This is a genomic window from Spirosoma profusum (assembly GCF_014699005.1).
In the GTDB taxonomy this organism is placed as follows: domain Bacteria; phylum Bacteroidota; class Bacteroidia; order Cytophagales; family Spirosomataceae; genus Spirosoma; species Spirosoma profusum.
Map to the genome: position 1 here is coordinate 205,020 of NZ_JACWZY010000004.1, position 15,348 is coordinate 220,367.

Consider the following 15,348-nt stretch of genomic DNA (forward strand, 5'->3'; position numbering starts at 1 on the left):
ATTCCGTTTGGAAAAAGGCTTACAGCGTAATATCGAGGCCAAGTGTCAGGATACGCGGAGCCGGTACGTTGGTTAGCGTTCCATCTTTATCTTCGGGTTCTGCATCCCAGTAATTCCAGTTAGGTGCGTAGTACCCCAGATTCCGGCACGAAGCAAACACTTTCAGGTTCTGAATGTGCGCTTTTTGAACCAGGGTTTTTGGCAGTGTGTAACCCATCGAAATGTTGTCGAAACGGATGAACGAACGGTCCCGATATACCGAAAACCCGGTAGCACCGCCTTCGCTGGAGTACAGCCGGGCGTAGTCGTTGATCGGGTTGGCTTCGGTCCAGTAGGGCAATACGTATGAACTGGTCCGATCGAGGAAACCGTCGATGTTTTTCGCCTGATTATAAGCCGCTTTGTGTCCCCAGTACGAATACAGCACGAACGATACGTCGAAATTCTGGAAGAATTTAAATTCATTACGTAGCGTCCAGCGGTAACGTGGGTTTGTATATCCCTGGAAAACCTTGTCGGCGTTGGTGTATTTTCCGTCGTTGTCTACGTCTCTGATTTTGAAATCGCCCGGGCGCACACCGTATTTGGCAGCCTGCTCTTTTTCGGCCACCTGCCATACGCCATCAACCTGGAAATTCCAGATTTCATCGATGGAATGACCAATGAACCAGCGATTTGTTACGTCGTCGATTTCTTTCCCATTCTTGTCGTAATCGCCATATAGGTGCACAATTTTATTCCGGTTCAACTGGAAGCTGGCACTGGTACGCCAGGCAAAATTCGGTTTGTTAATATTGACCGAGTTCAACTGAAACTCGACCCCGCGATTCTGCACTTCGCCCAGGTTGTCCATCACAAAACTGAAACCCACTACGTCGGGCAGCAGTCGCCGAACCAGCAAATCGGTAGTGGACGAGCTATACACCTCAACCGACCCATCGATCCGGTTGTTGAGCAGGCCAAAATCCAGACCCAGGTTCAGCGACGCGGTACGTTCCCATTTCAGGTTTTTGTTCTGCATCCGGTCAACGTACAACTGGTTCACCTGATACACCGAACCGTCGGGTTTCACGTAGAGATATTTGCCAGTCGTCAGGTTAGACAGGGCAACGTAACGACCGTCTGAACCCAGGTCGCGGTTACCGTTGCTGCCCCACGACAGACGTAGTTTACCGTAGTTGAGCCAGCTGCTTTTTAAGAATTTTTCATCCGTAAACACCCAGCCCAAAGCCGCCGACGAGAACGTAGCACGCGGATTCGCCTGACCAAACGCCGAGTAACCATCGCGCCGGGACGACAGGGTAACCATGTACCGATCTTTGAACGAGTAGAACAAACGCGCCATCAAACCGTCGCCGGTGCTGTATTCGTCATTACTGGTCACCGTTGGAGCCGTTCCTGTGCTGATACCGTGCCAACTCAGTACGTCGCTGGGCAGAAAACCCTTGTTGGTCATGGTGTTATCCCATTTCTGAAACTTCTCGGCATTCGCCAGCAGCGTTACGTCGAAATTATGCGAACCAATGTTTTTGTTCCATTTCAGGATGTTGTCGATCTGCCAGTAGTACGTTTTGGCCTGCTGACGGCTGGCGGTTCCACCCGTGGCAGCATAATCGGCGTGTTTCGACGAGATGGCGTTGTACTTCTCGTAAAACTCGAAACGGGGCGTAAAATTCATCCGATACGTAATGCCCAACGGAAGCGTTACGTTACCGAACAACGTAGTGTTCAAGGTCGTAATTTTGATACGTTGGTCAGTGAGGCTTGGCGCATAGTAGGGGTGGTTACCGCCACTGGCTTCATTGTTTGGGCGCCATTTATACGTACCATCGTCGTTCAACGGCGAACCCCAGGGCGAGAGCGTGCGAGCCAGGTTAAAATCGGCTACTACCGGACTTTCGTCACGGTCGGCAAATTGGGTCGTCATCCCAACCGACAGGTAATTAGTCAGTTTACTTTCCAGATTCACGCGGCCCCGAACGGTTTTGAAGCGGTCGCCCCAGATAATTCCGTTATTGTCCAGATAACCAAGCGACATGTAATACGACGTACCATCTTTTCGTTCCGAAATGCTCACCGTGTGGTCCTGGCGCATCCCGTTCTGGAAAATCATATCATACCAGTTTGTGCTTTTTCCCGCCTTGTAGTTTTCGATTTCAATAGGCTGCATCCCTAAACGTTGCAGCCAGATCGTCGTAGGATCGCCTTTCGAACCGTCATACGCCAGCCATTGGTCGACGGTAACGCCAGCGGGAAGGCTGTTTGGATTGTCAAACTGCCCCGGTTTATACGTAGAGTTGATGTTTTTCATTACATCACTCCGCCAGGCTACAAACTCATTCGGACCCAAAACCGGCTGATTCCGCGATACGCTGGCCGACCCGATGTTGGTATTGATGTTAATAATTGGCTTACCTTCTTTTCCTTTTTTGGTGGTAATCAGGATAACGCCACTGGCCGCTTTAGCCCCAAATACAGCCGCCGAACTCGCATCTTTCAGTACGTCGATGGTTTCAATATCATTGGGGTTGATATCCGACAATTCGCCGTAATAAATCGCCCCATCGACAACGAGCAACGGGCTGGTGGCGGCATTCAATGAGTTACGTCCCCGCACGAGCAGGCTCCCCCCACCCTTTGCCGACGGCGACATACCGACGTTCAGGCCGGCGATGTTTCCCCGAAGCATATCCTGAACCGAGTTCGGATTCTCGTTATCGAGCTTGGCACCGCTAATTTGCGACACGGCTCCCGTCAAATCGCGTTTCTTCTGCGTACCATACCCCACCACTACTACTTCGTTCAGCATTTTCTGGTCGCTGGCGAGCGAAATGTTGAACGTACTTTGATTGCCGACCGTCACTTCCTGCGCTATGTATCCCACCGCCGAGAAGACCAGAATTGTATTGTCGTCGGCCACATTGAGCTTAAATCGCCCTTCGGCATCAGTCGTCGTTCCGTTTGTCGTGTTCTTCACGACAACCGTTACCCCTGGCACAGGTGTGTTGTCTTCCTTCGAGAGAACCTGGCCTGAAACGGGTTTATCAGCAAACCACCCCGTAGTCGGATGCAAACCGAAAGTTGGGGATGTGGTAGCCCAGATGGGAAATGAAGGCAGTAACCAGCCCGCCAGCACACCACATACCAGAACCTGCCTGATAGACAAGGTAGATTGTATGTTCATAACTTATCTGAAAAATTGTGTTTGGATTAATCGGTATTAAATCACTGTTAACTCAGTTGTTGAAGAAAGGCGTTTAGTACCCATAGATCTTAGTATGATACATATAAAAGCGGTATTAATTATATACCTACTTCTATTTTTCGCCAAAATCAACGACGTAATAGTAAAGAAATGTTAACGCTGTTAGGTAATTTTTCTAAGTGAACTCCGCCGATCTTTGCCAGCAGTTTTTTGGAATTAGGTATACGCTATGTTTACTAGTGAACTACCCTGAAATTTATATTCCTTGATAATGAGGTTACAATCCATACGCAAAAATTCTCACATATTAAAAAGAATAATATTAATATTTTGTTATTAAATATACCATAGCTAAGTTGTAATTTTGTAACGTTGAGTAATTTTCCTTTTAATTTAACCAACCTATCATGCAGTTTATCTACCATTTTTCCCCTCCTCTTTTCAGGATGTGGATGCTGGTGGTCAGCCTTTTTTGGGCTTCATCAGTTTTCGCGGGCAACCCTCCATTGCCAGTTGCACCAATCAATTTACTACGTAGCGACAAAGCGCCGGCAGAGGTAACCGTCAGTGGGCGCGTTACCGATGCAGCCACCAACGAAGCTTTGGCGGGCTGTAGTGTCGTGATCAAAGGCACACAGCGGGGGACGACAGCCGATGCCAACGGAAGCTACAAAATCGTGGTGCCCGACGGTAACGCAACACTGGTTTTTGGTTTCATTGGCTTCGTTTCGCAGGAAATAGCCGTTAACGGACGGACTACAATCAACGTAGCACTTAGCGCGTCGGCTAATGAACTTTCGCAGGTAGTGGTTATCGGCTACGGCAGCGCGTCGAAAAAAGACATGACCGGCGCAGTGAAATCCATCAAAAGCGCCGATTTTAACCGGGGTATCATCAATTCGCCTGAGCAGCTATTACAGGGAAAAGTAGCGGGCGTAAACGTTACGTCGGCGAGTGGCGAACCGGGTGGTACTCAAAATATTACGATACGTGGTCCGGGTGGCGTTCGGACGGGTAGTACGCCCCTTTTTGTACTCGACGGTATTGCACTGGACAATTCGAGTACGGGTGGTGCTACGAACCCGCTTAACTTCCTGAATCCGCAGGATATTGAGAGTATAGACGTATTGAAAGATGCCTCAGCTACAGCCATTTACGGATCGCGGGGAGCCAACGGTGTGGTGCTGATTACCACTAAAAAAGGCAAATCCGGTTTCTCGACGGTCAATCTTTCATCCAGTCTTGGGATTTCTAACTTGTCCCGTCCACTGCCAATTTTTTCAGCCGATGAGTATCGCAAGCAGGTTCCGGCGGTGGGTGGTGTTCTGGAAGATTTCAAAGCATCGACTGACTGGCAGAAAGAAATTTCGCGGACGGCCTACACCTGGAATCACAATCTATCATTCAGTGGCGGTGGCGACAAGCTAACGTATTACGGGTCGTTTGGTGTTCAGAATCAGGAAGGTGTCTTAAAAGGCAGCAACCTGAAACGCTATACAGGGCGTATCAACGTATCACAGAAATTTCTGGAAGATAGGCTCAATATTGACGTTAATTTGACCGCATCATCTACGCTGAACAACCGCCCGCCCACTGATAACCCTACAAGCAGTGCCGTCACGATTGTGGGGGGTGCGATTTCGGCTAATCCCACATTGCCTGCCTACGATGCAGATGGGAATCCATTCAAATACCAGAGTGGTACAAACCCGCTCATTACGTTGGCGCTGGCCCAGGATATTACAACAATTAGCCGGGTTGTTGGTAACATTTCGCCTTCTTTTAAAATCACGAAGGATTTGGTGTACAAACTCAATCTCGGCGTCGATAATTCGAGTTCGGTACGTGATTTACAATCATTACCCAGCGCGGTTCCACAGCAAGATGGGCGACTCGAAACTATCTATCGCACCAATCGCAATACGTTGATTGAGAACTATTTCACCTACACATTAGCCAAACAGGATCACAACCTTTCGGCTTTACTAGGACATTCCTACCAGAAAATTTTTGTGCAGGAACGTAGCTACAGCATCAACAAATTCCCGATTTCGCCCATTGAGCCGATTTACAATCCGGGACTGGGTCAGGACCTGACGCTGGCGAACAACAAACCCGGCGGTTTTGCTGTTGAAAACGAGCTACAATCGTTCTTCTCGCGGGTAAATTATAATTACAAAGACAGGTATCTGGCTACTGCTACGGTACGTGCCGACGGCTCTTCTAAATTCGGAGCCAACAACAAATACGGTATTTTCCCGTCGTTCTCGGTGGGCTGGCGTTTGAGCGAAGAAGGGTTCCTGAAATCGGGACCATTCACCGATTTGAAACTTCGGGCTGGCTGGGGACAAACTGGTAATCAGGAGATTCCGTCGAAGATTACCCAGGCGCTGTTTACCTCGCAGGTGTCGGCAGCAACCAGCTATCCGTTAACGGCTACTGGTCCTTATCCCGCTGGTACGTCTTATTCGCGACTGGCAAACCCGGATATTCAGTGGGAAGTATCGTCGCAAACTGACCTCGGTATCGATTTCGCCTTGTTCAAGGGAGCACTTTCGGGATCGGTGGATTACTTCAACAAATTCTCCAACAACATTCTGCTTGAGGTGATTCCTTCAGATCCGGTGCAGCCCGCCGGTACGTTCTGGACCAACGTACCAGATATGACGATTACCAACAAAGGCGTTGAACTGGACTTAAACTACCGCTACGCTAGTCTGAGCGGTTTCCGATTCGATATTGGCGGTAACATTACGTTTATCGACAACGTAGTGAAAAATTCGCCCTACACGGTGATTCCGTCAGGGTCGGCTTCGGGTTCGGGATTGACGTCGGCAACGATAAACGGCTATATCAACGGGCAGCCGATTGGTACGTTCTTCCTCAAAGAATTTACGGGGCTCGACGAAAAAGGTATCAGTAAGTTCCGCGACACTGACGGCGACGGTATCGTGACCGACAAAGACCGGATTGCTGCGGGCAGTGCGCTACCGACAAAACAGTTTAACCTCAATACCAATTTGGCCTATAAGGGTTTCGATCTGGCTATCAATTTCAATGGCGTATCAGGTAACAAACTGTACGACAACACAGCCAACGCCAATTTCTACAAACTGCGGCTTTCGAAAGGGTTGAATACGACCCCAGAAGCCATTCAATACTCAACTGAGTCGATTAATAACTCGGCGCCCGTATCGACCCGGTATCTTAAAAATGGTTCGTTTTTCCGGCTCAACAACATGTCGCTGGGCTATAATCTCAATCCGAAAAGCATTGGTATCAAACGCTTTATCTCGGGCATTCGTCTGACGGCTACAGGTCAAAACCTGTTCGTTATCACGAAATATGACGGTTATGACCCAGAGGTCAACATCGACCGTACGATTAATGGGGTTTCGTCTTACGGCATCGATTACCTCAGCTATCCCAAAGCCCGTACGTTTGTGTTTGGCCTGAACCTCACTTTCTAGCATTAAAACCTATGAATAAGAAACTCATATCAATATTGGCGCTGGCTGGCCTGTTTGTCATAAACGGCTGTACGAATCTGGCCGAACACGTACTGGATGAAGCCTCTGTGCAGGGGCTTTCGGATCGGCAGGCGGCCGATGGTATTATCGCTCCGGTTTATGCCCGGCTGCCAGATATTTTCCAACATACGAACTACTTCGCGATTCAGGAAATCTCAACCGACGAAGCCATTCTGCCCTATCGGGGTGGCACCGACTGGGGCGATAATGGTATTTATCTGGCCATGCACCAGCACACGCATACCAGCACTGACCCCAATATTCGAAACACCTGGCAATTTATCCTTCAAGGGCTCTCGCGGGCTATTATCGCAACCAATACGTTGCCAACCCTGAACGATCCGGTTACGAAGACGTATCTGGCCGAAGCGCGGGGAATGCGGGCTTATTATAATCTGCTGACGCTGGATTTGTTTGGGTTGGTGTTTGTAAAAGATGACCTGGGTGCTACGTCCAGCATCTTGCGCGGTGAGCAAGCTGTTGACTACCTGAAAAATGAATTTCTGGCTGTAGAACCCAATCTGGAGACCACCGTTGGCCCCGGCCGATTGACGAAAGGGGCTGTTTGGGGATTGCTGGCACGCCTGTATCTGAACGCGGCCGTTTACCGCGATCGTTACGCAGCTCAGTTCACGTTCAAGTCGGAAGACATGGACAAAGTGGTGGAATACTGCGATAAAATTATCAGTTCGGGTCAGTATCAGCTTTCGAAAGATTACTTCGCTATTTTCAATTCGGATAATCATGACAACAAAGAGTTGATTTTCGCCGTCGATCAACGCGCCGACCTGAATGGACACAACCGGATGGCGTATTTCTCGCTCTCTGGCGACCAGTTCCCGATTCCGGCTTATCCAAACGCGAACGGCACCGACGGACCGGGTATTACGCCCGATTATTACCGGACCTGGGTCAACGCCTACGCGCCGGCTGACCCATCGGTAGACCCTCGTTTTTACAAGCAAAATCTACGGATTTACTCCAACCCCGCCGATTCGTGCGTAGCTGAAGCCGATTTCAATATCAACCGGGGCATTCTGCGAGGTCAGCAATACGGGCTTATTCGTCGGAACGGGGTTTTCTTAAAATGCCCTGATGGTAAATTCAAAGTGGCGAAACTTTACCACGATACACGTAACAGACCAACACAGGCTGTTGATTTCACCGAGCAAATCGACTTCACGGTTGCGGGCAGCAATTACAACACGGGCTACCGGGTAGAAAAGTATGAATTCAGTAAAAAGTCGGTGAGTGGTCGGAACTTCGGAGAAGCGGACATCATCATTCTACGATTGGCTGATATTTACATGATGCGGGCCGAAGCTAAACTACGTAAAAGCAACGATGCCGCCAGTGCGCTGGCCGACGTAAACGTAGTACGAGCGGCACGTAACGTAACGACGCCCCCACCGGCTTTATCGTCAATGTCACTGGATTTACTGTTCCGGGAACGTGGATTTGAGTTTTACTGGGAAATGCTACGTCGTACGGACATGATACGTTTTGGTAAATACGAAGGCACCTGGACCGAGAAAACGAATACAGACAAGTTCAAGCGCATTTTCCCGATTCCACAAACAGCCGTTGATGGAGCTTCGAACCTACCTGGTTATTTGAAGCAGAACGACAGTTATTAACGACTAACGTAGCACAAAAAATAGGGTGGCTTTTTCGAAAAAGCCACCCTATTTTTTGTGCTACGTTATGAAACATCTATTACGCCATTACCAACCCTTCTTTATTGTATTTATTTCGGTATTCAATGGGCGACAAGCCAGTAATTTTTTTGAATGTCGTTCTAAATGCTTTATTATCAGTGTAACCAACATCGTACATTACTTCATTGATATTTTTCCGATTGGTTTCAAAGCTTTTTTTAGCCACTTCCACTTTCACGCGCTGTATATATTCAACTACCGTATTGGCAGTTGCTTTTTTAAAGCGACGTTCCAGATTTCGGCGACCGAGTGCCAGCATATCGGCCAGCTGATCAACCGATATTCTATCCTGAAAATTCGCTTCAATAAATTCCTGCGCTTTTTTCACGGGTTCATCTTCGTGTTCCTTCTGGCCCTGGAAAATAATGAACGGCGATTGACTATGCCGATCAATATCAATCATAAACGCTTTCGCGATAATAATCGCGACGTCGCGACCGGCAAATTTTTCTATCAGATATAAAATTAAATTCAGATAGGAATAGGCTCCACCACTTGTATAAATTCCATCCTCTTCGGTCATTATTTTATCATCGACCAGATTTACATCAGGAAAAATGCTCCTGAATTCACTGGCCATCCGCCAGTGCGTAGCACATTGTTTTCCCTTTAATAATCCCGTCGAAGCCAACAAAAAAGCACCTATGCAAAAACTGGCCACTTCTGCGCCATTCTTGTAATGTTGAACGATCCAGGGAATAAATTTTCGATTTTGTGCCAATGTATTTGAATGTTCTCCGTGAATAGCCGGAATCACAATAAGATCTGTCTTTTTAATATCCTGAATTAGTGCATCGGGCGTTACAGAAAATAATCCATTTTGCTGCTTAATTTTTTTGGAAATTCCGACCAGCTGAATTGAGAACAAGGGAGGTTTCCCCATACTCATCAGGAGTTTATTTACTTCGGAAAAAATCTGGTGCGTTCCTTCAATATTCGTGAGGCTGGTATGCCCGATGGGAGTAAGAATAGATACATGTTTCATGGGTTAAAAATAACAAAATATGCTGTCGGAATCAACCCTGATTTTGGCGGATTTGCCCTTATTTTAGTCTGTGGACTAAGTTATTTTTGCATCGGTGAATAGCCTGATTTTTTGCTTCATTATCAACGAATGTAGTATTAATTATTGCCCATAAATAAAAAACAACTATACTAAAACACGTACCATGACACAAATCAATCCTTACCTAAACTTCAATGGAAACTGCCGCGAAGCCATGACCTTTTATCAGCAATGTCTGGGTGGTAAATTAAGCCTCCAGACTGTTGGGCACTCGGCAATGGCGGCTCAGGTACTGACTGAACCGAAAGAGTGCATTTTGCACGCCAGCCTGACGAGAGGTGATTTGCTTCTGATGGCATCGGATATGATTGGCCCAAGCCTGGTGAAAGGCAATTCCGTTACGTTAACCATCAATTTCAGCAGCGAAACCGAAATAAAACAGACATTCGCCAATCTGGCCAACGGTGGTCAGGTTATCGAGCCGCTTACAGATATGTCCTGGGGTGCCCTATTTGGTACGTTGACTGATAAATTCGGTATAAGCTGGATGTTCAACTACGATAAAAACCAGATGTAATACCTAACAACGACGTAAACAATAGATTAATTAATGTATTGCTGACGCGTGAGGCTTCGACAGGCTCAGCCTGACAAGCAAGCTTGAGTCAACACATTCAAGTAGACTATCAGGCTGAGCCTGTCGAAGCCTCACGCGTCAGCAATCTACTTTCATTAGTCACATTAACAAAGCGCTGGCTACATCTGGCTCAAGCTGACTCACCGCCTTCTTTTTTACTTGCCCGATTCGCTTGTTTAATGGTTTGCTCAACTGCGTCCCATTGCTCTGACGTAACGCTTTCCAGGTGACTGAATTCGCCTGCCATTAGTACCTCGCCCCCGTCAATTGTGATGGTTTCACCGGTGATAAATCCCGAATAATCAGAAAGAAGAAAAGCCGCCAGATTTGCAAGTTCGCCATGTTCGCCCACACGCTTGAGCGGGATGCGACTAACCGGATCCATGAGCTTTATTAGCGGTTCGGGAAAGAGCCGATCCCAGGCCCCCTTCGTCGGAAACGGGCCGGGTGCAATTGCGTTGAGCCGAATACCGTATTTGCCCCACTCGCCCGCCAGCGATTTCGTCATAATCAACGCCCCGCCTTTAGCAACGGCCGACGGCACTACGTAGCCAGAACCCGTAGTCGCATACGTAGTAGAAATGTTCAGTACTGTACCCGGAATTTTATTTTCAATCCAGTATTTACCGACCGCCAGCGTAAAGTAATACGTTCCTCGCAGCACAATATCTACGATGGTATCAAACGCCTTGTACGACAAGCGCTCGGTTGGGCTGATGAAATTACCCGCTGAGTTATTCAGAAGCCCGTCAATACGTCCGAAACGATCGATGGTCTGCGCAATAACGGCTTCAATCTCTTCCGGCTTTCGCACGTCGCAGGGAACAGCCAGTACCTGTCCACCCGTTTCATCCATCAACTCCTTTGCTGTAGCTTCAATAACAGCCAACCGACGACTACAAATCGTTACGTTTGCCCCAAGTTCCAGCAGGTATCGGCTGATGGATTTCCCAAGGCCCGTTCCGCCCCCGGTTACAATAATGGTTTTTCCTTTCAGCGCATCATCGCGCAACATTCCGGTAGCGTTCATAATTAAAGAGTGAAAGAATGAAAGAGCGAAAGAGTGAATTTTTCGAGAACAACGCTCATTCACTTTTTCGCTCTTTCATTCTTTAATTTAATAACCTCGATCTGACTTCTTGTTGAATTCGGCTTTGCGTTTTTCGAGTGTGGCCTGCATGGCTTCCGAGAAATCGTCGGACTGGAGTTGGCTTGAGTTCCAGACTGCTACGTATTGCAGGCCATCTTCGATGGATTTGTTCAGACTGTAGTTGAGCACTCGTTTGGCGCCCTGTACGGCTGTTGCGGGATTGTCGGCAATCTGACGGGCCAACGTAGCAGCAGCTTCGAAGAGTTGATCGGGCGTATCGTAGACATGGTTAACCAGACCGATACGTTCGGCAAAAGCGGAATCGTAATCAGCTCCCGTAAAAGCCATCTCACGTGTAAATCCCTGACCAATAATGTGTGGAAGGAACTGAAGGCCGCCAATGTCTGGTGTAATGGCCAGTTTCGCTTCGCGCAGACTAAACTTGGCTTCACGCGAACAAAGCCGAATATCGGCCGCAGCAATCATGTTTAGCCCGCCCCCGACGCACCAGCCATGCACGGCGGCAATGATTGGCTTGGGGGATTCGTGCATTTTCTGAAAACCTGACTGCATCTGGCGAATCTGCGCCATTAATTCGACCCGGGTATGCGCCAGCACCGTACCAGTGGTCATGCTACTCAGACGAGGCATCATCTGTGCTACGTGCAGTCCATAGCTGAAGTGGTCGCCACTGCCCCGGAAAATAACACAGCGGACATCGGACATTCGGTTGATTTCGTCCATGGCCAGCGGAATTTCTTCCCAGAACTCCGGCCCCATGGCATTGCCTTTGCCCGGTCCCAGCAACGTAACGGTCAGTACGCCCTGGTCGGTGGTGAATTCTAGCGATTGATACGCTTGCTTCATAACGTAGTATGCTTGCATACGGTTTGGCGTAAAGGTAGCAGAATTACCAAATACGATGCAACAGTACTACGTCCGTGTTACTTAACCCACAATTCTAACTTTATATGGTCCCGTAAATTTCAATTTACCATTCAGCTTGATATTTTTCACCATAATATTCTGCCCGACCGTGATGGTATGACCAGCATTCACTTTTACGTATTCGTTCGCAAAAGGCATCCGGCCAACCGTCCAGGTGGAACGATCCTGCCAGTTGCCTGAAGTGACAGTTTCAACGGTATCGGAGAAGAGAGAAACTGTGGGGAATTCGTGGAAGAGTAGTGAATTGGTGGTTGTGCGGTTGGTGCCGAACCAGTCGTTCAATATATCGGTATACACTCGCCGAAAATCGATTTGCATTGGGATTTCCTTGTTACCGTTCGTACCCGGTAAAGTGGCCAGATCAGGATTCTGTCCGATAGTGCGGTGTTTTACACTACTCCCAAACACAAACATAGGAGCGGCAGTCCCGTGATCGGTGCCTTTCGAGTTGTTGGAGTTGGCTCGGCGACCAAACTCCGAAAAAGTCATGCCTACCACTCGATCTTCCTTGCCCATGAGATTTAAATCCTGCTGAAAAGCGGCAATAGCATCCGAGAGTTTCCCAAGCAGTAAAGCGTGTGCGCCAATTGTTACGTCGGTATCGACCTGAGTTGAGTGCGTATCGAAACCACTGAGTGACACAAAATAAATTTTCGTATTCAACCCACCATCAATAAGGCGGGCCACAATTTTAAGTTGGTCGGCCAGGTAGTTTTTATCAGCGGCAGGCGGGTATGTGGCCCGGTTCACACCGATACCGGCAGCGTCTTTGATTTCCTTAGCATAGCCTACTGACAGCGCCTGTTGCCGCCGGATGTACGCAATCAGTTCACCAGCCTCACAGCACGGCAAATCGGCGGGTGGGGTATTATTATTTGGCCCACCAACAAGTTGATAAAAACTATTCGGGTCGCTAAGGGCTATACCCATCGATTGTTGGCTACCCAGCAGTGTTGTTGATGTCAGATACCCGATTTGAATGGCCAGTGGGTCTTTCATCTGGGTGTTGGGGTATCCTACCGGATAACCTGGAAAGCGGTTCTCCAGGTACCGACCAGCCCAACCCGAATCCGATGTCTGGTTAGCATCGACGGCGGTCATCCAAATGTCGGTGGCCCGGTAATGCGACTGGTCGGGGTTAGGGTACGAAACCGAATGGACAATTGACAACTTCCCATTGTTGTACAGATTCTTAAGCCCAGTCATAGCCGGATGCAGGCCCGTAGCCGCATTCCCGTCTAAAGTCAGCACGGAGTTTTGCGGGATAGCAATATTGCTACGTAACCCGTTATACAATGAATACTGGTCGAGTGGAATTACGGTGTTGAGGCCATCGTTACCGCCGTTCAGATAAATAATGACCAGTGCCCGATCGCTGGCGAGGGCGGTGGTTCCCAACAAAGACTGCACCAGTGCAGACTGCCCCGACATGGCTTTCAGCCCAAATCCATTCAGCATTACTGGCAATACCGATGCCGAAGCAGCCGCTAAAAAGTCTCTACGTTTCATAAGTCAAGGACTCATTCACAATTAAAACAGGTGATACTCTGCCATGCGTAGCATGTATTTCATTAGATTTTGGAAACGGTATAGCACTGCATTTTTGTAGTCTTCATTCGTGGGCGTTTTACGATAGCGATTCCATTCAAATTGCCAGGAAGAGCACTGAAGACCGTTCATCATGATGGTATTGATCAGAAAATCTTTCTGCGATTGAAACAGATCGGTCGCAAACAGATTATTGGCAAACGAATCCAGCACCTGCGTACAGGAAATAGAAGGTGTATTGGTCGTATCAGAAAAATTGGGCTGTAATGCGGTAACCCACGCCACCAAATCTATACCCATTTTATAACCGGGTTTCACCTGAAGCCAACGCCAAATATACGCATCCGTGTAATCGCTACGTAGTGCAATGGTAGTCGTATTCATCCAGATTCGTGTATAACCCGTCTGATAATACGGTTCGTAACCAAACACCGATGGCTGGTCGATGAGTGCCATCTGCAAATCACGCATCCGCCAGAACATGAAATCGAAATACATCTTAAAAGCGGCATAATCAGTAGTCATGTCAGGAACTGGCTGGTTGAAAAACCGCATCGCTCCCACCGCCAGATCCGCCGGTGATTTAACCATCGAACCAATGTTGGACGTATCAAAGAAAATCTGGCTGGTAAGCAGTTTGACGATGACGGGTCGGATGGCAAAATTGTTGGTCGGGCTGGCAAAGAAATTAGCCAGGGGAATGATGACGTTATCTTCGATGGTCTGGTCGACGTTGGGATTAACGTACCATCGATACAGTTTGCGGCAGATGAAGCGGGGGCACTGCGGATGATTCAGCAGCATGGTCACCAGATCGGTCAATTCCTCATCGCCCGCCGTAGATGTTGTGCGGCCAGTTATTTTGTTGTTTGGAGGAGAGCCATAATTTGCCGAAAACTGCTTATCGGTCTTGTCATGCTTGCTGATGTAGAACGTAGTACCAATCGATTGAGAGCCCTGGACCCAATAATTGTTGTATTTCCAGCCAGTTAGCACACGGGCAGCAGCTTTTACATCATCTTCCGTATAATTTTTGTTACCCGCAAAGTCGAAAGCACCCACCGTAAATAACTCCTGAAGCTCCCGCGCGTAGTTTTCATTCGGCTTACCTACCTCATTCTCATTGCCATTGAGGTAACGTAACATGGCTGGGTCCTTACTGATTTGCGTTACCAGCGTGCGGAAATTCCCCAGCGCGTTATTACGTAGCAGCAACAGATATTGGTTCACGAATCGGTAGTCGTCGACAACTTCGCGGGTTGTGACGAAGTGATTCTGCCAGAAAAGAGTCAGTTTATCAAGCAAACTGGGCGGAGCCGTCTGGGAAGTCATCAGCCCTAGCCACCAATAGCGCAGATAATGACCGAAATCGAAATTACGATCACCATTGAACGCCTTATCCAGATACGTCTGACCCGCCGTTGGTTTGGTACTGTCGAGGTCAACCGGTGGAGGGGGTGAGTAGTTGGCGTTGTTGATAAGCTGCTGAACAGCCACATCGGCCGTCAGTCCGGTAAAGTTGGCAATTTCGGTTTGCGTTGGACCAAACGTAGCGCGACGCAGGAGGTGAGCGGCTGTTTTAGCCGTCAAAGGTTGAGTATACTGATCCAGGTATGGCATTAATCAGTACGTTACGTTAGATAAAGCTGATTCGATACTAAGTTAC

The 15,348-nt window shown here is 48.3% G+C and carries 9 protein-coding genes; 3 read left to right on the forward strand and 6 right to left on the reverse strand.

The genetic code is table 11. From position 1 onward, the window contains the following. Window positions 1–19: 19 nt before the first annotated feature. On the reverse strand, window positions 20–3,184 hold the full coding sequence (locus tag IC229_RS07260; RefSeq protein ID WP_190886280.1) for a SusC/RagA family TonB-linked outer membrane protein: 3,165 nt from the start codon (window positions 3,182–3,184) through the stop codon (window positions 20–22). Window positions 3,185–3,612: 428 nt separating this feature from the next. On the opposite strand from IC229_RS07260, the gene IC229_RS07265 reads away from it, so the two are divergent. Both IC229_RS07265 and IC229_RS07270 read left to right on the forward strand, forming a co-directional pair. Next, window positions 3,613–6,675 (forward strand): SusC/RagA family TonB-linked outer membrane protein, encoded by a 3,063-nt coding sequence (locus tag IC229_RS07265; protein WP_190886281.1) that lies wholly within the window; start codon window positions 3,613–3,615, stop codon window positions 6,673–6,675. Window positions 6,676–6,686: 11 nt separating this feature from the next. Next, window positions 6,687–8,372 (forward strand): RagB/SusD family nutrient uptake outer membrane protein, encoded by a 1,686-nt coding sequence (locus tag IC229_RS07270; protein ID WP_190886282.1) that lies wholly within the window; start codon window positions 6,687–6,689, stop codon window positions 8,370–8,372. A 79-nt stretch (window positions 8,373–8,451) separates the two neighbouring features. Here the strand turns inward: IC229_RS07270 and IC229_RS07275 are convergent, their stop codons facing one another. Further along, complete coding sequence (locus IC229_RS07275; RefSeq protein ID WP_190886283.1) at window positions 8,452–9,438, reverse strand: GlxA family transcriptional regulator; 987 nt, start codon at window positions 9,436–9,438, stop codon at window positions 8,452–8,454. Between the two features lie 184 nt (window positions 9,439–9,622). Here IC229_RS07275 and IC229_RS07280 point away from each other — a divergent pair, with 184 nt between their 5' ends. After that, window positions 9,623–10,036: a VOC family protein gene (locus IC229_RS07280; RefSeq protein ID WP_190886284.1), complete on the forward strand. Its 414-nt coding sequence runs from the start codon at window positions 9,623–9,625 to the stop codon at window positions 10,034–10,036. Between the two features lie 190 nt (window positions 10,037–10,226). Here IC229_RS07280 and IC229_RS07285 read toward each other — a convergent pair whose 3' ends face one another. The 4 genes from IC229_RS07285 to IC229_RS07300 form a co-directional block, all read right to left on the reverse strand. After that, complete coding sequence (locus tag IC229_RS07285; protein ID WP_223833902.1) at window positions 10,227–11,126, reverse strand: SDR family oxidoreductase; 900 nt, start codon at window positions 11,124–11,126, stop codon at window positions 10,227–10,229. An 87-nt stretch (window positions 11,127–11,213) separates the two neighbouring features. Further along, complete coding sequence (locus IC229_RS07290; protein WP_190886373.1) at window positions 11,214–12,053, reverse strand: crotonase/enoyl-CoA hydratase family protein; 840 nt, start codon at window positions 12,051–12,053, stop codon at window positions 11,214–11,216. A gap of 81 nt (window positions 12,054–12,134) precedes the next feature. After that, window positions 12,135–13,643, reverse strand: a complete 1,509-nt coding sequence (locus IC229_RS07295; RefSeq protein WP_190886285.1) for a DUF1501 domain-containing protein — start codon at window positions 13,641–13,643, stop codon at window positions 12,135–12,137. Between the two features lie 21 nt (window positions 13,644–13,664). After that, entirely contained in the window at window positions 13,665–15,302 is a 1,638-nt protein-coding gene (locus IC229_RS07300; RefSeq protein WP_190886286.1) for a DUF1800 domain-containing protein, read from the reverse strand. Window positions 15,303–15,348: the final 46 nt, after the last annotated feature.